The sequence below is a fragment of the Mycolicibacterium austroafricanum genome, assembly GCF_902705885.1.
GTDB classification, from domain to species: domain Bacteria; phylum Actinomycetota; class Actinomycetes; order Mycobacteriales; family Mycobacteriaceae; genus Mycobacterium; species Mycobacterium vanbaalenii_A.
Window position 1 is genome coordinate 60257 of record NZ_CACSIP010000023.1, and the last position, 25612, is coordinate 85868.

General features: G+C 67.1%; 22 protein-coding genes. 6 read left to right on the plus strand and 16 right to left on the minus strand.

Annotated features, from left to right (window positions below):
• Window positions 1-95: 95 nt before the first annotated feature.
• From BEMPMBAN_RS15850 to BEMPMBAN_RS15860, 3 genes are read left to right on the plus strand one after another with little or no spacing between them, the layout of a single operon-like run.
• Complete coding sequence (locus BEMPMBAN_RS15850) at window positions 96-1472, plus strand: MinD/ParA family ATP-binding protein (protein WP_159231641.1); 1377 nt, start codon at window positions 96-98, stop codon at window positions 1470-1472.
• Complete coding sequence (eccD, locus tag BEMPMBAN_RS15855) at window positions 1469-2995, plus strand: type VII secretion integral membrane protein EccD (RefSeq protein ID WP_159231643.1); 1527 nt, start codon at window positions 1469-1471, stop codon at window positions 2993-2995. Before BEMPMBAN_RS15850 ends, eccD begins: the two co-directional genes overlap by 4 nt.
• Window positions 2996-3007: 12 nt before the next feature.
• Window positions 3008-3808 carry a type VII secretion target gene (locus tag BEMPMBAN_RS15860; protein ID WP_159231645.1) on the plus strand — a complete coding sequence of 267 codons (801 nt, stop codon included), beginning with the start codon at window positions 3008-3010 and terminating at the stop codon, window positions 3806-3808.
• A 54-nt stretch (window positions 3809-3862) separates the two neighbouring features.
• Here BEMPMBAN_RS15860 and BEMPMBAN_RS15865 read toward each other — a convergent pair whose 3' ends face one another.
• Window positions 3863-5260, minus strand: a complete 1398-nt coding sequence (locus BEMPMBAN_RS15865) for a mechanosensitive ion channel domain-containing protein (protein WP_159231647.1) — start codon at window positions 5258-5260, stop codon at window positions 3863-3865.
• A 2-nt stretch (window positions 5261-5262) separates the two neighbouring features.
• Complete coding sequence (locus tag BEMPMBAN_RS15870; RefSeq protein ID WP_200845998.1) at window positions 5263-7449, minus strand: adenylate/guanylate cyclase domain-containing protein; 2187 nt, start codon at window positions 7447-7449, stop codon at window positions 5263-5265.
• A 725-nt stretch (window positions 7450-8174) separates the two neighbouring features.
• Between BEMPMBAN_RS15870 and BEMPMBAN_RS15880 the strand changes: the two genes are divergently transcribed.
• Window positions 8175-9239 (plus strand): hypothetical protein, encoded by a 1065-nt coding sequence (locus BEMPMBAN_RS15880; RefSeq protein ID WP_234897497.1) that lies wholly within the window; start codon window positions 8175-8177, stop codon window positions 9237-9239.
• A 443-nt stretch (window positions 9240-9682) separates the two neighbouring features.
• On the opposite strand, the gene BEMPMBAN_RS15885 is transcribed toward BEMPMBAN_RS15880, so the two are convergent.
• The 13 genes from BEMPMBAN_RS15885 to BEMPMBAN_RS15945 form a co-directional block, all read right to left on the minus strand.
• Window positions 9683-10645 carry an ESX-1 system-associated protein gene (locus tag BEMPMBAN_RS15885; RefSeq protein WP_159231654.1) on the minus strand — a complete coding sequence of 321 codons (963 nt, stop codon included), beginning with the start codon at window positions 10643-10645 and terminating at the stop codon, window positions 9683-9685.
• Window positions 10646-11099: 454 nt separating this feature from the next.
• Window positions 11100-11378 carry a hypothetical protein gene (locus tag BEMPMBAN_RS15890; RefSeq protein ID WP_159231656.1) on the minus strand — a complete coding sequence of 93 codons (279 nt, stop codon included), beginning with the start codon at window positions 11376-11378 and terminating at the stop codon, window positions 11100-11102.
• Window positions 11375-11686 carry a hypothetical protein gene (locus BEMPMBAN_RS15895; RefSeq protein WP_159231658.1) on the minus strand — a complete coding sequence of 104 codons (312 nt, stop codon included), beginning with the start codon at window positions 11684-11686 and terminating at the stop codon, window positions 11375-11377. Before BEMPMBAN_RS15895 ends, BEMPMBAN_RS15890 begins: the two co-directional genes overlap by 4 nt.
• 10 nt (window positions 11687-11696) lie before the next feature.
• Window positions 11697-11861 (minus strand): hypothetical protein, encoded by a 165-nt coding sequence (locus tag BEMPMBAN_RS15900; protein ID WP_159231660.1) that lies wholly within the window; start codon window positions 11859-11861, stop codon window positions 11697-11699.
• A 6-nt stretch (window positions 11862-11867) separates the two neighbouring features.
• On the minus strand, window positions 11868-12212 hold the full coding sequence (locus tag BEMPMBAN_RS15905) for a YbaB/EbfC family nucleoid-associated protein (protein ID WP_159231662.1): 345 nt from the start codon (window positions 12210-12212) through the stop codon (window positions 11868-11870).
• Entirely contained in the window at window positions 12209-13813 is a 1605-nt protein-coding gene (locus BEMPMBAN_RS15910; RefSeq protein ID WP_159231670.1) for a PPE domain-containing protein, read from the minus strand. Before BEMPMBAN_RS15910 ends, BEMPMBAN_RS15905 begins: the two co-directional genes overlap by 4 nt.
• A 21-nt stretch (window positions 13814-13834) precedes the next feature.
• Entirely contained in the window at window positions 13835-15232 is a 1398-nt protein-coding gene (eccE, locus tag BEMPMBAN_RS15915; RefSeq protein ID WP_159231673.1) for a type VII secretion protein EccE, read from the minus strand.
• A complete protein-coding gene (mycP, locus tag BEMPMBAN_RS15920; RefSeq protein ID WP_159231675.1) occupies window positions 15229-16575 on the minus strand; it encodes a type VII secretion-associated serine protease mycosin in 1347 nt (448 codons plus the stop codon). Before mycP ends, eccE begins: the two co-directional genes overlap by 4 nt.
• 247 nt (window positions 16576-16822) lie before the next feature.
• The gene (locus BEMPMBAN_RS15925) at window positions 16823-17527 is read right to left on the minus strand and encodes a hypothetical protein (RefSeq protein ID WP_159231677.1); all 705 of its coding nucleotides are present in this window, start codon (window positions 17525-17527) and stop codon (window positions 16823-16825) included.
• A gap of 268 nt (window positions 17528-17795) precedes the next feature.
• Entirely contained in the window at window positions 17796-18053 is a 258-nt protein-coding gene (locus tag BEMPMBAN_RS15930) for an HPr family phosphocarrier protein (protein ID WP_159231679.1), read from the minus strand.
• A 34-nt stretch (window positions 18054-18087) separates the two neighbouring features.
• Window positions 18088-20076 carry a PTS fructose transporter subunit IIABC gene (locus BEMPMBAN_RS15935; protein ID WP_159231681.1) on the minus strand — a complete coding sequence of 663 codons (1989 nt, stop codon included), beginning with the start codon at window positions 20074-20076 and terminating at the stop codon, window positions 18088-18090.
• 23 nt (window positions 20077-20099) lie between these two features.
• Window positions 20100-21077, minus strand: a complete 978-nt coding sequence (gene pfkB, locus BEMPMBAN_RS15940) for a 1-phosphofructokinase (protein WP_159231683.1) — start codon at window positions 21075-21077, stop codon at window positions 20100-20102.
• Entirely contained in the window at window positions 21074-21853 is a 780-nt protein-coding gene (locus tag BEMPMBAN_RS15945; protein ID WP_159231685.1) for a DeoR/GlpR family DNA-binding transcription regulator, read from the minus strand. Before BEMPMBAN_RS15945 ends, pfkB begins: the two co-directional genes overlap by 4 nt.
• Window positions 21854-21955: 102 nt before the next feature.
• Between BEMPMBAN_RS15945 and ptsP the strand changes: the two genes are divergently transcribed.
• Entirely contained in the window at window positions 21956-23656 is a 1701-nt protein-coding gene (gene ptsP, locus BEMPMBAN_RS15950; protein WP_200845999.1) for a phosphoenolpyruvate--protein phosphotransferase, read from the plus strand.
• 72 nt (window positions 23657-23728) lie between these two features.
• On the opposite strand, the gene BEMPMBAN_RS15955 is transcribed toward ptsP, so the two are convergent.
• Window positions 23729-23950, minus strand: a complete 222-nt coding sequence (locus tag BEMPMBAN_RS15955) for a PIN domain-containing protein (RefSeq protein WP_234897498.1) — start codon at window positions 23948-23950, stop codon at window positions 23729-23731.
• A 289-nt stretch (window positions 23951-24239) separates the two neighbouring features.
• On the opposite strand from BEMPMBAN_RS15955, the gene BEMPMBAN_RS15960 reads away from it, so the two are divergent.
• Complete coding sequence (locus BEMPMBAN_RS15960; protein WP_159231689.1) at window positions 24240-25361, plus strand: hypothetical protein; 1122 nt, start codon at window positions 24240-24242, stop codon at window positions 25359-25361.
• The last annotated feature ends 251 nt before the right edge of the window (window positions 25362-25612 follow it).

The window sequence follows — 25612 nt, forward strand, 5'->3', positions numbered from 1 at the left end:
GCGCCGGGGAGCACGTTGGTGGGCGACCGCTCCAGATGTTGGGATCGCCCACCGCGTGCACCGCGGCCTCCTTGCCAAAAATCTGAGAGGTACACATGTCGGCCGACTATGACCGGCTCTTCCACTCCCCGGACGCCGTGCGAACGGTCGACGAGGATGCGGACAGCGACACTCCGCCAGCCGGTCGGGACGTCGCGGCACCCCAGGGTGGCGTGATCCGAAATGACGCGACGCCGCCCGCGATGCCGGTCGCGGCGCCGCGGACGCAGGCTGCCGCCGCGCCCCCGCCCCGGCAGACCGAGATCACCAGCCAGATCCCGCCGATGCAGACGACGGGCCCGCAGCGTGTTCCGAACAACGGGATGATGCGCGCCCCGCAGACGTCGTCGTCGGGCGCACGTCACGAGCAGCAGCGTCCCTTGCCGGCTCCGGAACCGCGCCCGGCGCCGGCACCTGCGCCGTCGAGGCACTTCGCTGAAGGCGAGGGAGCCCATCGGACCGTGGCGCAGTCCGCGCCGACGTCGGCGGCGTCGATGGGCAACCACCGTGCGATCGACGCCCTATCGCACGTCGGGGTCCGCAGCGCGGTGAAGATGCCCTCGCAGCGCGGGTGGCGACACTGGATCTACATGCTGACGCGCATCAACCTCGGGCTCTCGCCGGACGAGATGTACGAGATGGACCTGCATGCCCGCATCCGGCGCAACGCCAGGGATTCCTATCAGATCGGTGTGTTCGGTCTGAAAGGCGGAGTGGGCAAGACAGCGGTGACCGTGGCGCTGGGCTCGGCGCTCAGCAAGGTCCGCGGTGACCGGATACTCGCGATCGATGCCGATCCCGACGGCGGGAACCTGGCCGACCGCGCCGGACGCCAGTCGGCGGCGACCATCGCGGATCTGCTGACCGACCAGGAACTGCACCGCTACAACGATATTCGGGCGTACACGAGCATGAACGGCGCGAACCTCGAAGTGCTCTCCTCGGAGGAGTACAGCGCGGCACGGCGCGAATTCAACGATGACGACTGGCAGGCGGCTACGGACATCGTGTCGCGCTACTACAATCTGGTGCTCGCCGACTGCGGCGCGGGGCTCTTCCAGCCCGGTGCCCGTGGCGTGCTGTCGACGGTGTCGGGTCTGGTGATCGTGGCCAGCGCCTCGATCGACGGAGCCCGCCAGGCGGCGATCACGATGGACTGGTTGCGACAGAACGGCTACCAGGATCTGCTGGGTCGGTCCTGCGTCGTGATCAATCACGTCACCCCGGGTAAACCGAACATCGACGTCGAGGACCTCGTGCAGCAGTTCGAGAGGCACGTGTCCCCGGGGCGGGTGATCGTGTTGCCGTGGGACAAACACATCGCCGCGGGCACCGAGATCCAGTTGGAGCTGTTGGGTAAGCAGTTTGAGCGCAAGGTCGTCGAGTTGGCGGCCGCGCTCTCGGACGACTTCGACAGGCTCGAACGGCGTTGACCGCGACGGCCGCGCCCACCTCGTCGACCGCCGTCACCCCCGGTGGGCCGTCGACCACCAGGGTCACGATTCTGACCGGTCGGCGGATGACCGATCTGGTGCTGCCCTGCGCGGCGCCGATCGAGACCTATGTCGACGAAACCGTGTCGGTGCTGGCCGAAATACTTTCGGACACACCGGCAGATATGCTGGCAGGCTTCGATTTCAAAGCGCAGGGTGCCTGGTCGTTCGCGCGTCCGGGTGCGCCGCCGATCAAACTCACCGAGTCCCTCGATGAGGCTGGCGTGGTCGACGGTTCGCTGTTGACCATCGTTCCGGTCAGTCGCACCGAACGCTACCGGCCGCTGGTCGAGGACGTCATCGATGCGATCGCGGTGCTCGATGAGACACCAGAGTTCGATCGCACCGCGTTGTACCGATTCGTCGGACTGGTGCTGCCGTTGGCGGCAGCGGCCGTCACCACGGTGGCGATGCTGTCATGGGCGTCCACGGGGCGTGACTGGTGGTGGGCGGTCGTTCTGGGCGTGCTGGGTTTGGCCCTGATGGGCGGCAGCGTGTTGTCCCAGCGCCGGTTCGGCAACCTCGATATGGCGGAGAGCCTGCTGGTGTCCTCACTGCTGACGCTGGGTGGGGCGGTCGCGCTGGCGGTGCCGCTACCTCGCGGCGTGGAATCGCTTGGGGCGCCGCAACTTGCCGGGGTCGGTTCGCTGCTGCTGCTGATAGTCCTGGCGACCAGAGGTGGGCCGCGGCGTCGAGCCGAGGTGGCAGCGTTCCTCGCGGTGGTCGCGACCGCGGTGACGATCGCCGCGGTGGCGTTCGGGTACGGATGGAATAATTGGGTGCCGGCGGGTGCGATCGCCTTCGGGCTGATCATCGTCACCAACGCGGCCAAGCTGACAGTGGCTGTGGCCCGAATCGCGCTGCCACCGATCCCGGCGCCCGGCGAGACGGTATCCAACGACGAGTTGCTGGATCCGGTGACCACGCCCGACGCGTCGGAGGAGTCAGAGACCTGGCAGGCGATCATCGCCTCGGTGCCCGACTCGGCCGCACGCCTGACCGAGCGCAGCCGGCTGGCGAAGCGGCTGCTGATCGGATTCCTCACGGCAGGTGCATTGATCCTCGCGGCCGGAGCTATAGCGGTTGTGGTGCAAGGGCACTTCTTCAAACACAGCCTGATCGTGGCGGGCCTGGTGACGGTTGTGTGCGGGTTCCGTTCCCGCCTCTACGCCGAGCGGTGGTGCGCCTGGGCGCTGATGGCGGCGGCTGTGGCGATCCCGACAGGCGTGATGATTCGGTTGTGCCTGTGGTATCCCGAGCGAGCCTGGCTGGTGCTGGGAATCTACGCGGTGCTGGCGTTGGTCGCGGTGATCCTGATCGGTGCCACCGAGGGCGTACGGAGGATGTCGCCGGTCACCAAACGGATTCTGGAGCTACTCGACGGGGTCGCGATCGCGGCGGTCATCCCGATGCTGCTGTGGATCGCCGGGGTGTACGACCTCCTTCGCAACCTACGGTTCTAGGGGAAACGACCGATGAGCAATCCACCTCCACTGTCGGTAGATCCGGAACAACTGGGTACGGCGGGCGGTGAGCTGCTGACGTCAGCCGGGCAACTACCGGCGGCCCCTGCACCGTTCATGCCTGTGGGAAAGGATCCGCTGTCGGCCGCGATCATCAGCCAGATCCCCCACATCGAAGAGCCTGTGATGACCCAATTGCCCGCAGTGCAGGCGCAGTCGACGAAGACCGCGAACAACGTCGTCGCCGCGGCGCAGGCGTACTCGTCGACCGACCAGCAACTCGGCGGGCAGATCAGCCAGGAGATGCAGACCCTTCCCAACACGACGCCCGGCGGGGGGTCGGGCGGACCGGCGTCGCCGGCCGGCGCCGATTCGATGGGCCAGATGACGGGTATGGTCGGCCAAGTGGCGCAGATGCCCATGCAGGTGATGGGTGCGGCGGCGGCGCTGCCGCAGGGCGTCATGCAGGGCGCTCAGCAGGTGGGTCAGCAGGTCCAACAGGTGGCCGGCCAGTTCGGTCAGGGCGGCACGGGTGGCCAGACAGGTTATGGCGGGCAAGGAGATTCCGCCGCGACGGCCAACAACTCCGGCGGCGGCTTCCCGGAGGGGGAGCGGGCCGAGGAGCCGAAGCCGGACGGTGGGCACGCCCGCGAGGACGACCCGGGTGACACAGGGCGCGACGGCGCGGCGGCCTCGGATCCGGGAGCCGAACGCGCCCCGGACACAACGGACATGAACCGCGACGGCGCTGCCGCGTCACCAGGTCCCGGACGCCACCGCGCCACCGAGCCTGATGACAGGATCGATCTGTGAGCCGATCGCTGAGGGTCGTCATTCCGTCGACGTCGTAGCGTTCACCGCGGGCGCCTACCCCGACGCCGCCGCCAGAACGGCCTGCACGCGGTTGCGGCGTTCTTCGATGGCCTTTCCGATCTCCTTGAGTAGCAAGGGCTTGCGCATCGCGAGGTCTTCGATGTCGTCGCGGTCGATCTGCAGGACGGTGACCTCTTCTAGCGCGACGGCGCTCGCGGTCACCGCTTCCCGGGTCAGCGCGCTCTGCCCCAGGAAGTCGCCGCGGTGCAGGGTCCGGACCGGGAGCTCTGCGCCGGTGTCGTCGTTGACGGTGAGCTGCACGCGTCCGGCCATCACGAACATCATCTGGGTGGGCAGTTCACCCTGCAGCTGTAGTGCCTCCCCGGCGCCGTATCGGGTCAGACGCACCTTCGGCAGCAGGAGCTCCTGCTCGGTACCGGTGAGGCGCAGCGTGGACGCGATCGCCTGCAACTGCTCCTGTGTCCTTGCCTCGGTGGCGAAGTCGTCGTCAGCGAGGTCCAGGTGCAGACCGGCCCGCCTGGCGGCGTACCAGGCCCACCGCAGGAACGTGGCGCGCGCCGGCCCGTCGTCGGCGGGGGAGCGCAGCGGAATGGTTGTGCGGTACTCGGTGGCGCCTGCGGGCATCGTCGACGGCCGCTCGTCGGTGCGCAACTGGGGTAGGCGACCGGCCACCCGCGACAGTGTCATGCACACCGCATCAGGCGAGTCGGTAGCCGCGAACACCGTCGACACCGAGATGGCGTGTGTCCCGCCCGGCCGGCTCAGGTTGGTGAACGACGCCCCCGCCAAAACCGAGTTGGGCATCACCTGCAAGCCGCTGCCGGTCTCGAGGTGGGTGGCGCGCCAGTTCACCTCGACGACACGGCCACGCGCGGTGGGAGTATCGAGCCAGTCGCCGATCTGGAACGGCTGCTCGAACAACAGCAGCAGCCCGGAGACGATCTGGCCGACAGAGTTCTGCAGCGCGAGGCCCAGGACGATGGAGCTGACACCCAGCGCGGTGAACAACCCGCCGACGTTGGCACCCCAGACCACCGACAGGATCAGCGCCAGACCGATGGCGATCAGCCCGAACCGCGCGACGTCGAGGAAGATCGTCGGCAACCGCTGACGCCAGCTCCCCTCGGGGGCGCTGTCGAACAGGGTCGCGTTGAGGCTCGACAACAACAGCACCAACACGACGAACCCGAGCGTCGTCGACACGATCCGGACGGGGGTCGTGTGCACCGACACCTGGTTGGCGCCGGTCAACAGCACCAGCAGCGCGGCCAGCGGCAGAATGTAGTTGCGCAGCAACTCCACTGGCCGAGTGAGCGCACTCCCACGGCGGTCCAGCGCGCTGCGCAGTTCGGTCAGCGCGATCAGCCCGATCGGCAACCCGATCGCGACCGACACTGCCCAGTAGAACCACGGCTGGCCGAAGTACTCCATCGCTAGCTGCTCTCCGCGAGGCGGTAGGTCTGTTCGTCGGTCCCGTCGTGGCTGATCACGGCAGCGGGGGTGAAGTCGTGGAAGTCGCGGACCACGTCGTACACCCGGGAGGTCACGTAGATGCCGGGTTGGGTAGATCCGCTGCGAACCTGATGGGCGAGATTGACTGTCCTGCCCCACATGTCGTAGGCGATGCTGGTCTTGCCGATCAGCCCGCTGCCCACAGTGCCGGTGTCGATGCCCGCTCGCAGCTGCAGGTTGTAGCCGCTCTCGGCGTTGTACCTGTCGATGATGTGCTGCATCTCGATCGCGAAATCCACAGTGCGACGGGAGTTGTCGAGGCGGGGCTGGTTGAGTCCGCAGCTGGCCAGATAGCCGTTGTGCATGGTGCGGACCTGCTCGATACCGAGATTCTCGGCCGCCGCGTCGAACTGGCGCACCAGCTTGTTGACGACCTTCAGCGACTCTTCGGGTGTCAGCCGCGCGGAGAGTTCGTCGAGCCCGACGATGTCGGCGAAGATGACGCTGACATCCGGGTGGTCGAGGGCGATGTTCTCCTCGCCCTCGCGGTAGCGCTGCACCACGGACTCCGGCATCAGGGACAACAACAATTTGGTGTTCTCCGCGCGCTGTTCCACCAGCAGTTGCTCGTGCAGAGACAGGTTGCGGCTCATCTCATTGAACGCCACCGTCAGGTCACCGAACTCATCGAGTGAACGCAGCGGAAGCACAACACCGTAATCGCCGGCGCTGATCTGGCGAGAGCCCTCCTCCAATCGCTTGATGGGCCGGACGAATCGGCGAGCCAGCACCATCGCGATCACACAGACGAGGAAGATGATCGCGGTGGTCGACAGCACCAGCGTTCGGGTGAATTTGGCGACCGGAGCGAACGCTTCGCTGACGTCGATCTTGGCCACGATGTTCCAGCGCAGTTGATCGTCGGGGATCGGCGCGTAGGCCTGCAGCGTCCTGCGCCCGAGGTAGTCATCGGCGATCAAGGTGCCTGTTCGGCCCTGGTCGGCCAGGCGCGTGGCCTCGGTACCGGCCGGTTGGATGAGCACCGTGGTGCCCTGCTGGATCGCTGCGTCGGCCACGTCGGGTGGAGTGCCGGCCTCGACCACCTCAGACCGGTAGGCATCACGATCCTCGAGGAACAGCCGGGAGTCCGACCGCATCAGCTCGTCGGCGCCCACCAGGAACGTCTCGCCCGTCGTCCCCATGCCGGCTTGTGCCCACTGCTTGTCCACCGTCATCAGGCGGTTGATCTTCGACATCGGCAACTGCAGCGCCAACACCCCGGTGACCTCGTCGAGAGGCCCCACCGGGCTGACCATCCACGCCGTCGGCTCCAGTGCGGGCTGATAGGCGCTGAAGTCGGTCATCTCGACGTAGTCGAGCGCATTGCTCTGCAACGCGTCGGTGAAGGCTTCGGTGAGGTCACCGCCGCGGAACGGGCCGTCGAGGACGTTGGTGCCGAGGTCGACGCCCTTGTTGGCGCTGTATACGACGTTGCCGTCCGTATCGATGAGCAGCGCATCCTCGAATTCGAAACGGTTGACGACGGTGCGGAAGAAGTTGTTGAAGCGGCTGTTGGCGACCGACCATGCGCTGTTGTCACCGGCGTCGTCGACCTCGATCCGCTCCGACGATTTCGCGAAGGGAATCGTGTAGTGGATCTGCAGGTACTTCTGCGCATACGAGGTCGGTAGCAGCGCCGGAACATCCAGTTGGACGCCGGTTTTGGCCTCTTCTTCGCGGGCGAAGACGTTGGTGTAATAGTCGACCAGCGCTTGCTCTTGGGCGGGGTCGATGGGGGGCGCGTCGGGGTTGTTGAGTTCGTTGAAGCCGTTGGTGTACGCCGCCATCGCCGTGCCGGCGTTGTTGGTGCGCGCGAACAGGATGATTGAGTTCTTCATGTCGTTGAGTTCGCCGGTGATCTGGCGACTCTGGGATTCACGAAGCTCGGTGAGGCGGTCGAACGCTGCGGCACGTAGAGATGTGCGGCCTGACTCGAAGCCGATATAGCCCACCACGGCGACCGACAGAATGCTGGTGACCAGCAGCATCAGCAGGAACTTGGACTGGATGCTGATCCGCGAGAGCACCTTGCCGAGGTGCCGGGGCAGCTCCACGGGGTAGGCAGCCTCGGGGTCGATACCTTTGGTCTTGAATCGCCTCGTGGTCATCGGCACATGACACTATCTTGCGGAGGCTGCCTACCGGTGGGAGTTGGGCCGGTGGCGCCTCATCTGGTCAAACGGACGCCTCGGTGTTGACGGCGTCGGCGACGAGGACGGCGAGGTGCTGCCAGTACACCCAGTCGGCGATGGATTGCCGTTGGGCGGCTGGGTCGGGGGCGGTGTGGGCGCGGTGTAGCGCCAGTTCCTGGGCGTGGTTGGCGTAGGTGATGAATGCTTCGAGGTGGGCGGTTCCGCGGTGAGGGCTGGTGCTCATCAGGGGTTTGGCCACTTCGAACCACAGCATGGCGGTCTCGTCGGCGGGTGCGGTCTTGTCGGCTGGTGCCGGGGGCAGAAGCTCGGTCAGTCCGAGATCGCTGACGGCCGCAAGGCGTTCGGCCGCGCCGGGGGCGATGACTTGTAACCGGTTGCGGCCCTGCATCTTCCCGTCGTCGGGGATGTCATCGTCGGTGAGGATGATTTTCGCGACGCCGGGGTCGAAGCTGGCGAACTGCTCCTCGGTGGCCACTACCGCACGCAGCTTGGTGTTGCGGTGCTGGGCCCAGCCCTGCACCGCGAGGATCGGGTACGTCGCCCATTTGGCCCGNTCGGCCGGGGGGATGGCTTCGTCGGCAGTGGCCATGCGCACGTGGTCGGGGAGGTTCACCCCGTCGGGGATGTAGGCCAGGCCGTAGCTGTTGGCGACCACGATGGTGCCGTCGGTGGTGACCGCGGTGACCCAGAAGAAGCCGAAGTCCATCACCCCGACGTTGAGGGCGGCGCCGATGTGGCGGGCCCGCTGGACGGGGTCGCCACCCTGGCTGCTGCGCCGCAGCGCGCCGGCGGTGGCCGCCGACTGGATCGCATCCCGCTCGGCGCGCGCTGTGGAGACGGGCACAGGTGCCGGCGCCGTCGCGGCGCCGCTGGCTGCCGACATGGGGGCGACGCCGGGACCGGTGGCTGCGGCCGGTGCGACGCCGGGTCCTCCGGGTGCAGGCGCGCCGGGCGGAGGTGGGGTCGTCGGTGGTCCCAGCGGCATCGGCGGGGCCGGGTTGGCACCGCTTGCGGGAGGGCCGCTGACCGGTGCGGCGCCGGCGCCGCCGGACGTCCCGCCGCCGCCGGCCGCGCCGGGGGAGGCAGCGCCGCCGGGCGGAGGCGCTGCAGCAGCCTGGTTGGTGGGCGCCGGCGCCGGGGCAGGCGACGTCGCCGGCGCGGACGACGCCAGCGGGGGTTGGGACGTCAGCGGCTGCAGCGGCGCAGTTGGCCTGGCGGACTTGGCCGTATCGGCGGGGGTGGCGTTCGGGTTGACGGCACCGGCGCCGGTTGGGGGATTCGACGCGGAGGGTGAGTCGGATGGACCGGGGCTGGACGAACCTGAGGTGGCTGGTGAGGGCGTTGGGCCGGTGCCGCCAGACGACGATCCGGATGAGCTCATCGGGCTGGCTGACGGTGTGGATGAACCGGACGGGGTGCTGGGACTCGGCCCGGCCGAACCCCCGACGCCGGCGTTCGGCGAAGGGGGACTCGTCAGGCGCGAGTCGATTGGATCAGGTGGCGGGGTACCACCACTGGATGGCGTTAGTTGGTTGATTCCGCCCGTGCCGGCGGCACCTATAGGTTCGACCGGTAGTGATGCCTTCTGGAAGCGGGGCGCGAATGTCCGAATCTCCGGTCGGGACCGCGTCGGGGTATCGGCATTCTTCTGTGGCGGCGTGGGCACGACCGGCGGAACCGATCCAGCAGGCGGTTGCCACGGCCCAAACTTGGGAACCTGCCCGCTCATCTCCCTGACCATTTGAGTGTGATCGAGCTTCCGCCGCTCTACCTCGGCGAGTATCTCCGCTTGGTGGTCGCCCTTCGGATTAGTTCGGATTCTACTAAACTCCGCCTCTGCAGCCTGCAAACTGGCATTTATAGACAACTTCGTATCAATGACAATTTGCGCGAGCCAGCTGTAGTAGGCAGATGCCTTTCCAAGGTGTTCGGTAAGCGTGTCCATCTCGCCGATACGCCCCAAAATGGCTGTGTGACCGGCGTCTGCGCCGCTACCAGACCACACGCCTCTGCTGAAGATCTGACCGAGTTTATCGCGCCAAGCGGAAGTGACCCAACCTACCTCATTTCGGAGGGTCAAGAATTCCTGTGCTCGCGCCAATAGGCCCGACTCGTCGATATCGGGCCAACCGGCAGGCTCTGTCATTTGTTCCACATACTCGACAGGGAACTTGATGATGCCCACGGTCTACATCCCCGCCGCGTAACACGCCTCATCGATTGCGACCACAAGTTCAGAAGCGACGCTATCTAGGTAGTTGTCGGACGGCACATAGGTTGGTATTGCCTGCACGTACGCGAATCGATACTTTGCGATTAGGTTCGCAAAATCTCTCCATACCGGGTTCTTGCTGCGCAGACCGAGTTGTTGGATTTCGCCTGCGTTGTCCCCCATTACCGTGACCATACTGGTGAAAAGCCGTTGTTGAGAAGGGGGCCATTGGCTCGCCGGAATTCCAGGATCTGCATTCTGCATCCAGTCTGACGCATTATCTCGATATGCGGCGACCATAGCGTGCCATTCTGTACAGAGCGGGGATCCGCTCTCGATAAACGGCTGTGGGCTGTTGATATCACCGATCGGGGCAACTTCTAGAGGTGCTACGCCTGGGGTGACCAGCATGCCACGTGCCGCGGCGGACCCGTAGCTAATGGCCCCACATATCCAATTCACGGTGCTTGACAGGCCGTTCGCGACTGCCGCAAGATGATTATCGGCAGCCGTATACTCGGGGATAGTTGCGGCATAAGTGCGCCAATATGCAATAGTCTGTTGGTAGAGTTCCCTCATCACTCGATGGGGCGTGAGCTTGACCAGCGCCGAAGTGGCGTCTGCTGCAGAATTCATTGCTGCCGCAATGTTCATGTGCATTTCTCGCTGATCTACAGTCCACGAACTCGCAGGAACCGACGCATCTCGGTTTTCCCAACCCTTTTCTTGTTGATCGAATAACGTCTGCGCTATCGGTGTCCAGGCGTCACAGGTGGGGTCGTCAGTTACCACATTTACTGGCCCGTCATCGTTGGCGCTGGCTACTTCCGAATTATCGATGGAACTACTCGGCGTCGAGGATGATCCGGGGGGCGGACTTGTGTCTGAGCTGCCGCGAGTGAACAGCAAAATCGCCACCACCGTGACAACGACGACCACGAGCAGAACGAGCCCACCGAGAATCCACTTCGAGCGATTGCCGCCGTTCTGAGGCGGTGGCTGCTGGCCCCACGGCGGCGATGGTCCCCATTGCGGTGGTCCTGGTGGGAAGCCTGGTGGCGGTGGCTGCTGGGGTGGCCAGGGTCCGGGCGGCGGCGCGGTCACGCGCGGCACTTCCGATCGTGCCTCTTCATCCCCGTTCCTCCCAGGTCAACACAACCTCGCTGTTGAGGTCGATCGCGATGCCGACGCAACCAGCTTAAGAGAGGTTGAGCCGAGCTTGTGTCGTTGATTTTGCACAACGCGGCTACTGTCGATCCGCCACCTCGGCGGTGACCTCGTGGTTGCCTATCGAATTCGCTCACTGTCCGCGCCCGTCTTGCGCTGGCAGCAGAGTTCTCGAGTCCGAGAGCCTTTGGTGAACAACCGCCGCCGTGGGTGTCTAGACGCTGAGTCAGCACGTGACTCCCCCTCCGGAACCGATGCCCGCACCGATCAGGAACGGCACGATCGTCAGCGGGATCACGGCCAGCGACACCACCAGGCCCGTGCCGAACCGTCTCGCCGCGCCCGATGCGAGCATCAGCGGGAAACCGACGATGACGAGCGCTCCGAATCCAACGCCGACATCCATCACCTGCAGCACGATCAGCATCAGGTAGGTGGTCCCTAGCAGGACACCCAATAGGCTGGCCGGTCCAAAGAACTCGCCGAGTTTGATATCGCGGTTCATATCGTCACCGCCGCCGCAACGAGTGTGCAAATGCCGGCGATGGCACCCGCGACCGCCGCCCCGGTGGTCCACGAAGAAGACCGTCGCGCCAGCCAGACCGACCCCAGCACAAGCACGAGTTCCACTATGACCACGGGGATGACCGTCGAGCTCAGCAGGACTGTACCGCCTCCGTCGAAGGCCATCTTCATCATCAACAGCAGAAGCAGCGCCGCTGACAGCAGGATCGGCACCCCCAATGTGGCTGCGACCCAGAAGGAGGTGTCTTGTCGTTGCCACCACTGCACGTGATCACTTCGAGAGTTCACTCATACCCTCCTAGCGGACCACGACGAGGTCGGGGATCTTGTCGGTCGGTCCGAGATCGGTCGGGGTACTGGGGTCGACCTGGCCCTGCACGTAGGGCACGGTGTCGCCGGGATAGCAGGTTCGCCCGGCAACTGGGGCCGCACAGGACTCGAACAGCTCGAGGGCCGATGCCATCGCCCGCTACTCAGGCCTGTGCTCGGACGCTTCGGCGGTGATCTCGGCGACCACCGCGTCGAGTCGCTCGCGATCGGCGTCGATCGCCGCACTCGCCTCGGCGCTGGCCTTCTGCAGCGCTTCGTTCACCCGCTGCTCCACCGTCTCCGCACCCAGCCGCAACAAGCCGTCCTGGATGTAGACATCCTTGAGCCAGTGGTGACCGTTCAACGTCACCTCGACAGTCTCGGTGTCATCGGAGGCGGTGAAGGAATCGCTGGCCATCTTGTCGAGCTGCTCGTCCATCAGGGACTGCAGTCGCCGCGCCTGCCTCAGAACGGCGGCGACCTCGGGATGCATGTCGTCCGTCATTGCGACTCCTTCTTCGTGTCATCGGGAGTGCCCCGGCGTCGGACTCGATTACCGATGACGGCCTCAGTCCACGGCCGCTCCTCGGTGTAGAGCTCCTCGTCCTGGGACAGCTGCGGATTCCGCTTCTTCTCGCCACTCCCGCCGCCTTGGCCGGCGCCCATCATCGGCGCCATGCCGCCCATCCCGCCACCGGCCATTCCGCCGCTGGCTGTCCCGCCACCAGCGGTAGCCGCCGGGGTGGTGGGAGCCACCACGGGCGCCGGGCCCACCGTCTCGGCGCTGACCGCCGGCTGCATCGGCGCGCTGGGCACTCCGCCGCCACCCCCTCCGCCGGAGCCGCCGCCCCCTGCCGCAGCAGGCCGCAGGCTCGGGTCTGTGGGCAGCTTCGGGTCGCCTTTGGCCCCCGGCATGCCGCCACCTGGTTGGCCCGCCCCGGGGGATCCACCGCCGGGAGCCCCGCCCGGTTGGCCGCCGCCCGGAGCTCCGCCGCCCTGCTGACTCCCCTGCTGGGCTCCTTGTTGCGCGCCCTGGGATGCCTGCTCCGCGGCCGACATCGGTGACACGGCTGGCTGTTCTGCAGCCGGCGCCGCTCCCGGTGGCTGGCCCCCGCCGCCCGGCTGCTGGGCGCCAGAGCCCTCGGCTCCGGGTTCTCTGGCCGGTACGCCCCGACCGCGAGGATCACCGTTGCCGGTGACCGGCGTGGTGGGGGCGGCGGAGTTCGGTCGAGGCTCGGGCGGCGGCACCTGCTTGGGATTGCCCGTCGCAGCGTATGTTTCGCGAACCGCCTCCGATTGATGCTGCAGCTGCTCCATTTTCAGGCTGAGAGTGCGGGCGGCACTGCCGCCGGCGGCGATCGCTGCGGGCATCTGGGCTTCCAGCGCCTCGTACTCCACCCGAATCGGCTCATGCGTCGACCGCGCTGTCTCGTGCGCGGCCGCCAGCGTGTACGCCTCTGCAGCGAGCTGCTCCCATTTGCCGGCCAGCTCGACGAGCCAACCCCCGAATCGTTGGAACTTCGCGTAGGCCGCCTCGGCCGCGGCGCCCTCCCAATTCTCGATCTTGATCTGGAACGGTTGCGCGGCCCCGAGAAGTGTTGTCGCATTGGCCGACCACGCTGTCGCCGCCGCTCGCAGCGAGGCTGCCTGATCGCCGCCATTGAGCAGCATGTCGGCTCGCTTGACGTCGACGAACCCGTCCTGGTCGGCTGACACAGGTTGAAACGGAGCCATCGACCCGGGGGCGGGCGGCTCGGGCACACTGTTGGAACCGACCGGCACCGGGGCCGGCGGCGCCGGCGGCGGTCCGTCGGGAATCGTGGCGTCGATGCTGGTCTTCGCGGCGTCGTCGACACGACGGTACGCGCCCCCGACAAGGCGCAGGGTGTCGGCAAGTCGCTGGCTCTCCGCGATGCCGTACTTCTGGTAATCGGCGAGCGCGGCAGCGTTCTTCGATAGATTGGTCACCGCGGCATACGAAGACTGCAGCGTGTCCGGACGGCTCAAGGGAACTTCGCCGGGGTCAGGACCCCAGGGAATGGAATCGACAATCTCCGCTTTGCGGTCCAGATCGTCGGGGTCGACCTTGACTTCGTCCCCCGCCATTACGCCTCCTCCAGAAGCACGCTAACTCTCCAGGACCATCTGGTAGCGACTCTCCTCGCGCGGGTTGATCATTCGAATGGGCAGCTGCTTGTGCCTCGGAGTGTCGATGAAGTTGTTGCGCAGCATGACTCGACCGATTCCCGCATGGGGCTCCAGGTAGGTCGTCGAATTCGGCCAGGAGACTTTGGCCTCCGGGCCGATACGGGCGTTGATGTATCCGGCGAACTCCCGGAACTGCGGTCGCAGGGTGATGTCCGCTCCCGCCGCGGCAGAGCGCACCACGAACTGGGTGAACAGTCGGGCGTCGCCCAGGTTGATGCTGACGTCGACGTCGTCGAACGGCATGTACACCGGGTAGCGGTCGGCGGTCTCTCCCACCAGCACTCCCGCCGATCCGATGGGCACCTCGTAGTGCCGGTCGGTGACCGGGCTCTCGCCCAGGAGGGCGGCCCGCTGGCCACCGTAGAGACACGAGAATCCGCGCGGTGTCGACGGATTGGCCAGCGTCGTCAACAGCACCGTGGTGGTCGGTGCCGATCCGGGCACGATGCGGACACGTGTCAGCGTGTGGTCGGCGCGCGCCGACCACCAGACATCGGGCCCGCCTGCTGCGGTATAGGCAGCGGTGAACGTGCTGCGGCCCTTGATCATCGACCAGCTCTCGCGTTCGAAGCTGATCTCGGTGGCGTTGTCGTAATCGTCGAAGCTGCGGGCGGGACGCGCGTCGATACCGTTGCTGGCCAGATGATCTGCGATCCGCGTGGTGGACGCCACCAGATACTGCGCCAGTCCCGAGACGCCGGTGTCCCGGCGCAGCGCTGACTTGCGCGTGGCCTCGGGATCTGCGCGCAGCAGCAGCCAAGTCCGACGGTTGGCCGGCGCCGGATAAGGCCCGACGACCTGTTCGTAGAGCGCGACCAACGCTGCGGGTGCGGTCTTGCCGACGCGGTATCCCGCCGACACCACGTCGGCCTCCAGGTCGGGGCAGTAGCCGGCCAGCAGATCCTCGACCAGCTGGGTGTCGACGACGTCATCGGTGAATGCCTCGCCATTGACGATCACCGTCGGGGTGAACGGCCGGGGAACCAACTCGATCGCCGACACCATGTGGTCGCCCTGCCAGCGCAGCGCGACATGATCACCCGGCATCACGGTCGCACCGACTGCTGGAGCCGATGGCGGAGTCGGCGGCTGCCGACGCCGCCGACGCCAGGAGAACAGCGCGGCGCCCCACCCGGAGGCCCGGCGGCCGCGCACCGTCAACACCGACGCCAGTCCGATAAGGACACCCAGGACGATGCCCAACCACAGCATGTCGAGTTCGGCGAACAGCAGGACGCACGCCGGGATCAGCACCGCCGCCCATAGCGCATGGCCGGTGCTGAACCGCAACCCGAACACTGCGAGGAACTTGGTCATCGGCGCCTCAGCGCCCGTCGGGCCAACGCCCCGATCCCCAGGATCGCCGCCAGGCTGGTGCCGACTACGACGACCCCGGTGATCGGCGCGCGATCGGGCGGTGGAATGTGCACCGGCGGCGGGATCTCCTTGACCGCGTACGGGATATCCGCGGGGCCGGCCGGAACGTCCCACGTCAGCGCGGCGACCGGATCGATGACCCCCGCGCCGACGACGTTGTCCACGCCGCCGCCCGGATGCCGAGCGGTCGCGGTGATCCGGTTGATCACCTGCGCCGGAGTCAGTTCAGGGAAGCGCTGTTTGAGCAACGCCGCCAACCCCGACACGTACGCCGCGGCGAACGAGGTGCCGCTGATCGGGATGGGCCCGTCCTCCCCCTGCAGCGCGTTGACGGGATTGCCGTCATACCCCAGGGCCACCAGGTTCTCGCCCGGCGCGGCCGCCCCGACCCACGGACCCTGCATGGAGAAGCCGCTGGGCTGGCCGTTGGGCGCGATACTGCCCACGGTCAGCACCAGCGGCGAGTACCAAGCCGGCGAGACGACGGTCTGCACCTCCTGCCAGCCGCGCGGGTCGGCGGGCACGGCCGGGTCCGGCGGGGGATTCTGCGTGCAGTCGCCGCCCGAATTGCCGGCGGCGACAACGATGGTCGTGCTCTTGACGTTGACGGCGTAGTGAATCGCGGCGCCGACGACCCTTTCATCGATCGGGCGCGTCACCTTGTAGCAGGCCGCTTCGCTGATGTTGATGACCTGGGCGCCGATGTTCGCGGCGTGCACGATCGCCCGGGCCAGGCTGCGCAGCGACCCCGCGGTCTGCGTGGCGTTGGGGTCGTTGGGGTCGTTACGGGCGCCCACCGGCGAGAAACTGTCCGAGGTCTGCCTCAGCGACAAGATCCGGGCATCGGGTGCCACCCCGATGAAGGCATCGGTCGGGGCCGGCCGGCCGGCGATGACAGCCGCGGTGAGGGTGCCGTGGGCGTCGCAGTCGGACATCCCGTCGCCGGCCTGATCGACGAAGTCACCACCGGGTTCGGCCGGTACCCGAGGCGACCCGTTCACACCGGTGTCGATGACCGCCACAGTTACCCCGGCGCCGGTTGCGAACTTCTGCGCGTCGGCCAGCCTGAGGTAGTCGTTGGGCCACGGCCTGTCGGCGAAGTTCGAGTTCGGGAACACGGTCGGCGCCGCGCAGATCCGGCGCTGCTCCATCGGCTGGTCCGGCCCCGTTTCGTCTGGCGGGATAGCTGCGGGATCGATGACCGGGGGTTCGATCGCCCCGGCCGGGGGAGCCGTCAGCAACACCAGGATCAATGCCGAGATCAGCGCACCTAACCGGCGCACGCGTCGTCACCCCCCGAAACACCCGACCAGCGAATGGTGTGCCGTAACGCCCGCAGCAAACTAGATGCTGCGCTTCGGGCCACACCAAAATCCACGTCGAGCGTACTCACCGATTGCACCAGGCAATCGTAAGGGTGCCCCGCGAGGGGTCATTCCGCTTTCTTGCGGCCCCCACGCGCCGGAACTGCGTTCCACGCGCGCCCCACCTCGGCCTTTTTCGCATGGAATGCAGTTCCGGGGGGAGCGGTCAGGGCGAGCAGTGCCAGTTGTCAGCCAAGATGCAGCGGATCTGCTCATCGAGGTTCTCGTCGAGCAGGACCACGGTCACAGGTGGCCCGCCGATGTCTGGCGCGATGTATTCGGCCAGGTCCCGCATGTATTCCACGTTCGCAGGGTCATCCCACGCACCGCCGGCGTCGACGAACGAAAATGCGCGATCGCGGCCTCGACCCGCGATCAGGACCTCAGCCGGTCCGGAGTTGTCGAAGTAGCCGGCGTTGACCAAGACCTCGCCGAAGCGTTGGGCGTCGTCGCGGGTGGCCCCTTGCGCGTAGTAGACCTGCTGACCCTGGCCGAAGTCGACTGAGTCCTGAAAGTCGACCAGGGCCTTGGGGTTGAGTCCGGAGACGAACAGCATGACCAAGGAGACGCCGACCAGAAGTGTCGTAATACCCAGACCGATGAGAGCGTCGATCCCCGGGGAGACCCGCGTCCCGCCCGCGGCCCGGTGCGCATCGAAGCGGCGGCCCTGCAGCCATCGCGCCGCAAAATAGCCGAACATGACTTGCGGCACCAAGAACACGACGGGTGGAACCCCGGCCGGAACGACCCACGCCAGCCGGCCCAGGATCACCGTCGTGAGCAATCCCCCGACAACGGCCGCCGCAGCGAACCACTTCTGGCCCCATTTCCAGTAGTTGAGCGCGAGCACGATGCCACCGGCGATCAGCATGCCGCAGATGGTGGCCCAGGCGACACCCGACGGCGAGTGCAGCCGATGGCTTGGGGATGGGACCCCATGCGGCGAGGACGGCTGCTGCGGAACCTGCGGGGGAGGCTGAGATTCCATCGTGGCTCCGGGTGCGAGGTTGAAGACCGCGCGTTTTCGTGCAGTACTCCGATGATCGCGCATCGTCCGGCCAGATACCGCCGGAACGGTATTCCACGCGGGACCCATTCGGGATTCCGCGCATGGAATACCGTTCCAGCGGGGGTGAAACTCAGGCGTCGAGGTCCTGCTCGACCAGGTCGGCGACGGCGTTCAACGCGGCCTCGTCCTCTGACTCCACGGTCACCTCGGCGCCCTTGCCGGCACCCAGGGTCATGATCATCAGGGCCGAACCGGCGTCGACGGGCTCACCGCCGTCCGTCGACAGCGTGACCGGAACACCGGCGTTGACGACGGCCTCGGCGATGATGGCGGCCGGACGGGCGTGCAGGCCGATGGCCGAGCCGACGATGACGGACTTGCTGGGCATGGATTCTCCTTAGTTGTTGGTGAGATGGAACTGGTCAGGCGGCGACGAGCTCGGATTCTTGCTTGGCGCCGGGTTTGATGAACTGCTTGGCGGCGACGACGGCGAGCGCGCCGGCGACCATCCCGGCCAGGATCGCGATGATGAAGCCGAACTTGTTGTCGATCGCGAAGAGTACGAAGATCCCGCCGTGCGGCGCGCGTGACGTCGCACCGAAGGCCATGCACAGCGCGCCGGTGATGGCTCCGCCGAACATCATCGACGGGATGACGCGCAGCGGGTCGGCCGCCGCGAACGGGATGGCGCCTTCGGAGATGAACGTCGCACCGAGAAGCCAAGCGGCCCGGCCGTTCTCCCGCTCCGGCTCACTGAACAACCCGGGCCGGATGGTGGTGGCCAGCGCCATCGCCAGCGGCGGCACCATGCCGGCCGCCATCACGGTCGCCATGATCTCGAACGACGCGGTGGTGGCCGCCGCCAATCCGGCGGTGGCGAATGCGTAGGCCGCCTTGTTGACCGGGCCGCCCAGGTCGAAGCACATCATCAGGCCGAGGATGATCCCCAGGAAGATCGCCGACGTACCGGACAGGCCACTGAGCCATTCGGTCAGGCTGGTGTTGACCCAGGCCAGCGGCCGGCCGACCAGGAAGAACATGATCAGGCCGACGAACAGGGACGCGAACAGTGGGGTGATGACCACCGGCATGAGGCCGCGGAACCATTGGGGCACCTTGATATTGCTGATCCACAGTGCTGCGAACCCGGCCATCACACCGCCGACGATGCCGCCGATGAAGCCGCCGCCGATGAACACCGCCAGCGCACCGGCGGTGAATCCCGGTGCGATACCGGGCCGGTCGGCGATCGCGAACGAGATGTAGCCGGCAAGAGCCGGGACCAGGAAGCCGAACGCCAACCCGCCGAGGGTGAACAGGATCGCCCCCAGATACTGGGCGAACCCGCCCGGGGGCAGGTCGGTCAGCGAGTTGTTCAGCGCGATGTCGTTGCCGGTGTCGGCGATCTCGTAGCCCGCGAACAGGAAGCCCAGCGCGATCAGCAGACCGCCGGCCGCGACGAACGGGATCATGTAGCTCACGCCGGTCAGCAGGATCTGGCGCGTCCTGGTGCCCCAGCCGACATTCCCCGACGGGGCGTCCTCGGCCGCGGACCCGGAGCCCTCCACCCGCGGCGCGTTCGGATTATCGGCTGCGGCAAGGGCTTCGGCGACCATCTTGGCTGGTTCGTTGATCGCGCGTTTCACCCCGGAGGCCACCACGGGCTTGCCGGCGAACCGGCCCTTGTCCTTGACCCCGACGTCGGTGGCGAAGATGACGGCGTCGGCCTTGGCGATGGTGTCGGCCGGCAGCGGGGTGCTGCCCGAGGAGCCCTGGGTCTCCACGACCAGCGTGACACCGGCCTCCTTGGCCGCCGCGGACAGCGCGTCGGCGGCCATGTAGGTGTGCGCGATCCCGGTCGGGCAGGCGGTGATCGCGACGATCGACTTGGCCGGCTTCTCCTCGGCGGGCGCCGCGGGCGCGCTCGGCGCCGCCGCCGGAGCGGGCTTGACCACCCCGTCGACGAGGTCGACGATCTCGGCGGCGGTGCCTGCGGTGCGCAGCGATTCGACGAAGTCTTTACGCACCAGTGCCCTTGCCAGGCTGGACAGCAGCTTCATGTGCTCCTGCCCGCCGGCGTCGGGCGCCGCGATCAGGAACGCCAGGTCCGCCGGACCGTCGGGAGCGCCGAAGTCCACCGGCGGACGCAACCGGGCGAACCCGATGGTCGGGGAGTCGACATACGGCGAGCGACAGTGCGGGATCGCGATGCCGCCCGGCAGGCCGGTCGCGGACTGTTCCTCGCGGGCCATCGCGGCACCGATGAGTCCGTCGGCGTCGGTGGTGCGGCCCGCGGCGGCGAGGCTGCCCGCCAGCTTGGCGATCACCGCTTGCTTGTCACCCTCGACGTCGGTGTCGAGCAGCACCAGATCAGCGGTGATGATCGGTGGGGAAGAGGTGGAGCTTGTCATGGCACTACTCTCGTCTTTCGTTGTCACTGGTTGGCAGGAATCGGTGAGATCGGCGACACGTGAACCGCATTCAGGTCGATCTCGGCGGGGGTGGGCAGTGTGGTCCCTGGTAGTGCGGCCGCGGCGCTGCCGTAGGCCACGGCCATCTGCAGCCGCTGGGGTGGCACAGCGCCACCGACGTCGGCGCGGACGTATCCCGCCAGCGACGAGTCGCCGGCGCCCACGGTGCTGCGCGGAACGATCGGTGGCGGCGTGGCCATCCAGGCGCCGTTCTGGTCGACCAGCACGGCTCCCGCGGCGCCGAGGGTGGCCAGTACCGCGCCGATCCCGCGGTCGATCAGCTGGCGGGCCGCCGACACCACCGGTTCGGGATCACCCTGTTCCACGGCGTCTTCCAACGCCTGGGCGGACAACCCGAGGACCCCGGCGAGCTCCTCGGCGTTCGGCTTGATCAGGTCGGGGGCACCGCGGTCCAGCGAGGCGACCAGTGCGGCCAGCGGCGCGTCGGACGTGTCGACCGCGACCCGGCACGGACGGGAGGCCAGCAGCGCGACCACGTCGCCGTACCAGCTGTGCGGGACTCCCGGCGGCAGCGACCCCGACATCACCACCCAGGCGGCGCCGTCGGCCGCCTCGAGCACCGCATCGGTCAGGGCCCGCACCGCCGCGTCGTCGAGCGCCGCGCCGGGCTCGTTGATCTTGGTGGTGGTGCCGTCCTGCTCGGTGATGGTCAGGTTGGTGCGGGCCGGCTCGGCGGTCGGCACGATCCGATAGGACACCCCGGAGGATTGCAGGGCACTCACCAACGGGTCGTTGGCGGCGGCGGGCAGCACGGCGAGCGACTCGACGCCGGCGAGGGTGAGCGCGCGGGCGACGTTGACGCCCTTGCCGCCGGCCTGGCTGGTGACCGACGTGACGCGGTGCACCGCGCCGCGGGTCAGCGGCGACGGCAGCGTGACGGTGCGGTCGATGCTCGGGTTGGGGGTGACGGTGACGATCACGATTGACCTCCTGCGCAGATGACTTCGATACCCTGCTCGCTCAGCTCCGCCTTGTCGGCGGCACTGATCTCCGGGTCGGTGATGAGGGTGTCGACGCTGGTGATGGGGGCGAAGCTGACGAAGTCCTCGCGGCCGACCTTCGAGGAGTCCGCGGCGACGACGACGTAGTTGGCGGCTTGGACCATCGCCCTCTTGACGGCGGCCTCGTCGCTGTCGGGGGTGGACAGCCCGTGGCGCACGCTGAGGGCGTTGGTGCCGATGAACGCGATGTCGACGCGCAGCGTGTCCAGCACCCGCAGCGTCTGCTCACCGACTGCGGCCTGGGTGACCCCGCGTACCCGCCCGCCGAGCAACTGCAGCGACACGGACGGCACGGTGGCCAACCGGGCCGCGACCGGCACCGAGTTGGTGACGACGACCAACGGTCGATCCGTGGGCACCCGCCCGGCGATCCGCATGGTCGTGGTGCCGGCGTCGAGCAGCACGCTGGCGCCGCTGAGGGGGAAGAACTCCGCCGCGGCGGCCGCGATCGCGTCCTTGTGCTCCGAGCGGGTGACGTCGCGTTCCCCCACGCCGGGTTCGACGAGGTGCAGCGCCCGCACCGGGACCGCGCCGCCGTGCACCCGACGCACCACACCCGCCTTGTCCAGGACCGCCAGATCGCGCCGCACCGTCTCGGTAGTGACGTCGTACGCCTGGGCCAGCTCGGTGACGGACGCGCGGCCCTTCGCCATCACCAGCGAGGCGATGGCTTGCTGCCGCTCTTCGGGGTACATATGGCTCCGTTTGTGTGGGTATTCACCCTGCTGAATGTTGATATATTTGGTTTTACTCTTGAATGTGTTGACTTGTCAATGTTTTCTTGTAATCTGGTTCACATGACTGCGACTACTCCGCTTACATCACCCTCCGCCGCGTCGGGAACGGTGCTCCAGGGTGTCCCCGTCGTCACGGGGGTCCAGTACGCACCGGTGATCCGTCCCGGCAAGCTGCCCGACGTCGATCGGGAGTCCACCAAGGACCTCGCGGAAGAGGAGAGGCCGGCCGAGGGGGAGCGCTTCAACGCCGCAGCGTCGGCCGTGGCCACCCGGTTGCGGGAGCGCGCCGCGCACGCCACCGGTGTGGCGTCCGAGGTGCTGGCCGCCACGGCCACGCTGGCGCAAGACCGCGCCTGGCTCGGCGCGACCGAGAAGCGGATCAAGGAAGGCGCCCCGGCGGTGCGCGCGGTCGTCGGCGCCGTCGACCAGTTCGTCGACATGTTCACCAAGATGGGCGGGCTGATGGCCGAACGGGTCACCGACCTGCGGGACATCCGCGACCGGGTGATCGCCGAACTCAACGGCCTGCCCGAACCCGGCGTCCCGGTGCCCGACAAGCCGTCGATCCTGTGCGCCGAGGACCTGGCGCCCGCCGATACCGCCGGACTGGACCCCAAGCTCGTCGTCGCGCTGGCCACCACTCTCGGCGGCCCCACCAGCCACACCGCGATCATCGCCCGGCAGTTGGGCATCCCCTGCGTCGTCGCCGTCGCCGGTCTCGACGACGTCCCCGCGGGGATGATGGTGCTCGTTGACGGCACCCGCGGAACCGTCACCGTGACCCCGGACGAGGCGGCGGCCCGCGAGGCCGTGGCCGACGCCGAGCGCGCCGCAGCGCAGGCCGCGAACTGGTCGGGGCCGGGAGCGACGTCCGACGGGCACGCGGTCGCCGTGCTCGCCAACGTCCAGGACGCCGCCGCGGCCCGCTCCGCTCGGGAGACCCCGGCCGAGGGCATCGGGTTGTTCCGCACCGAACTGTGCTTCCTCAACACCGACACCGAACCGACCGTCGAGGAACAGGCCGACATCTACGCCGAGGTGCTCGAGGCGTTCGCCGGGTGCAAGGTTGTGATCCGCACGCTCGACGCCGGCTCGGACAAGCCCCTCAAATTCGCCGGGCACCCCGACGAGGCCAACCCCGCGCTGGGCGTACGCGGCATCCGCATCGCCGAGAACAACCCCGGTCTGCTGACCCACCAACTCGAGGGCATCGCCGCGGCCGCCGAGCGCTCCGGCAACCAGCCGTGGGTGATGGCGCCGATGATCGCCACCCCGCAGGAAGCGGAACGCTTTGCCGCCCAGGCACGTTCGCTCGGGCTGACCCCCGGTGTGATGATCGAGGTGCCCGCGGCCGCGCTGCTCGCCGAGCAGATCCTCGAGCACGTGGATTTCCTGTCGATCGGGACCAACGACCTTGCCCAGTACACGATGGCCGCGGACCGGATGTCGGCCGAGCTGGCGACGCTCACCGACCCGTGGCAGCCGGCGGTGGTGCAGCTGGTGGCGATGACGGCCCGGGCCGGCGCCGCGGTGGGCAAGCCGGTCGGTGTCTGCGGTGAGGCTGCCGCCGACCCGCTGTTGGCGTGTGTGCTGACCGGACTCGGCGTGACGTCACTGTCGGCGGCCGCGGCGGCGGTGCAGAACGTGGGCGCCAAGCTCGCGCAGGTCAGCCTGGCGCAGTGCCGGGAAGCGGCCGAGGCCGTGCTGAAGACTTCCAGCGCGGCGGACGCCCGCGCGGCGGCGCTGGCCGTGCTGGGCTGACGGGAATCGATCGGCACGCCGTCCGCTGGGCGTGGCCCGCACGGCCTTCGTCGACGGCCACGGGGGAGTGGTTCAGGCTTTCAGGGTGGGGGTCAGCGCCACGGCGAGGATCTTCGTGTCCCGGGTGGCGACGGTGAGATTGCGGCGCAGCGCCTGAGCAACGATGATCCGGTCGAAGGGGTCACGATGATCCCAGGGGAGCCGCCCGGCGAGGATCGCATCCTCGGAATCGATGGGCAGGTCGTCGACGCGCATGGCCTCCAGCTGACCAGCCCAGGTCGCCAACAGCGTCAAGCCAACCAGCCGGCCCAGCCGCCGGATGTGGATGCGTGCCCAGCTGCCCTGAGGCGACTGGGGACGGGTGCCATGATTCCCCCCAATCGCCAGTAGGCGGCTGGCCTCTCACGATGGGTGAACGCGCAGTAGACCACGCCACATAGCACTTTTCACCGCGTGGATACAGGAGCGCGGGCCTTCCCTTGCTTTGATAACAAATCTCTGGTTTTCTATCCACATCCAGGGCTGAACTCGAATGTCGTCATCAACTCGGTGAGGACTTGCAGGGACGACGGGAGTGATGACAATGTCCATCAAGGTGGTGCAATGGGGCACCGGATGGTTAGGCACTCAGGCGGTACACACCTTGCTTGCACACCCAGACCTCGAGTTGGTTGGTGTGTACACGCCAACTGCCGAAAAGGTCGGCAAAGACGTCGGCGATATTGTTGGCCTTCCGAAGGTCGGAGTTAAAGCAACAGACGCGGTGGACGAAATCCTGGCTCTAGGCGCAGACTGCCATCTGTTCATGCTGCTCGGCGCAGAACCAGGAACGGCAAAGCCCGTCACCGAGAGGCTCGTCAAGATCCTGCGCGCCGGACAAAACGTGTGCCAGACATCGTTGATACCAATGTGCTACCCAGAATACGCGCCAGAAGAATTACGTGGTCCCATCGAAGCTGCCTGCGCAGAGGGAAATTCACGATTATTCACCACCGGGATCTTCCCAGGGATTATCAACGACCTCATGACGACGCCGTTCCTGGCGTGTAGTGAACGTGTCGACCTCGTTCGAATCACAGAGATGCTGAACTACGGCGAGTACTACGGTGCTGATTTTGCACGTGGCATGGGCGTCGGCGGACCTATCCCCGATCCGAAGTCCATGGAGGGGGCGCTCGCAGGACATGATGCGGCCGGACACATGAGTCCTCCAATTCGCTTCCTGGGCAGCCGAATCGGTGCTGAGATCGATGAGATTCGCTTGGCAGGTGTTGAGTTCGCTCCTGCGGTAAACCGTGTGGAAGTGGAAGACCTTGTTATTGAGCCCGGATCAGTGGGTGCATACAAATTATGCTACGAAGGACTATCCAAGGGCCGCCCAGTCGTCGAGACGTGGTTCGTCACACGTTTCGACTACGATTCGGCTTCAGATTGGCCTGCGCCACGCAGTGGGTCGAAAGGCTGCTACCGGATCGAGATTGAAGGGTCGCTATCTCTGAAGGTCGATATCGACCTGATGGGCCGGCGCGACTCACCCTCGCAAACAAGGGGATTCCCGACGAGCGGTGCAGCGTTAGGCGCAAATCTTCTAGGCGCCAGCGCCGCGGTCAACGCAATTCCTCTTGTGTTGAAGTTGGATCCCGGTGTTTATGGAATGTCAGATCTTCATCACAACGGAGACCTCCGCCTGTTCAGCGGACTGTGATGCCACACTGCCGTACCTATTCGGGGCACGGCGCTTCTGCTTGATCGAAGGCGCTTATGTGAACGAGGGCGCCGGGGCGCGTTCCACCATCGACAAAGGCGCCGAACGCCGGGTCAATTCACTCGCCGCGACGTGCTGGGGCCTATCCGCCATGCTCTCGCGCGGGGCGTTCCACATCTGATGGCCCCAGCGGCCGCCGAAACGCACTTGGTCGCGTCGTCTTACCGGGTGCCAGTCGCCGCCTCCGCGGC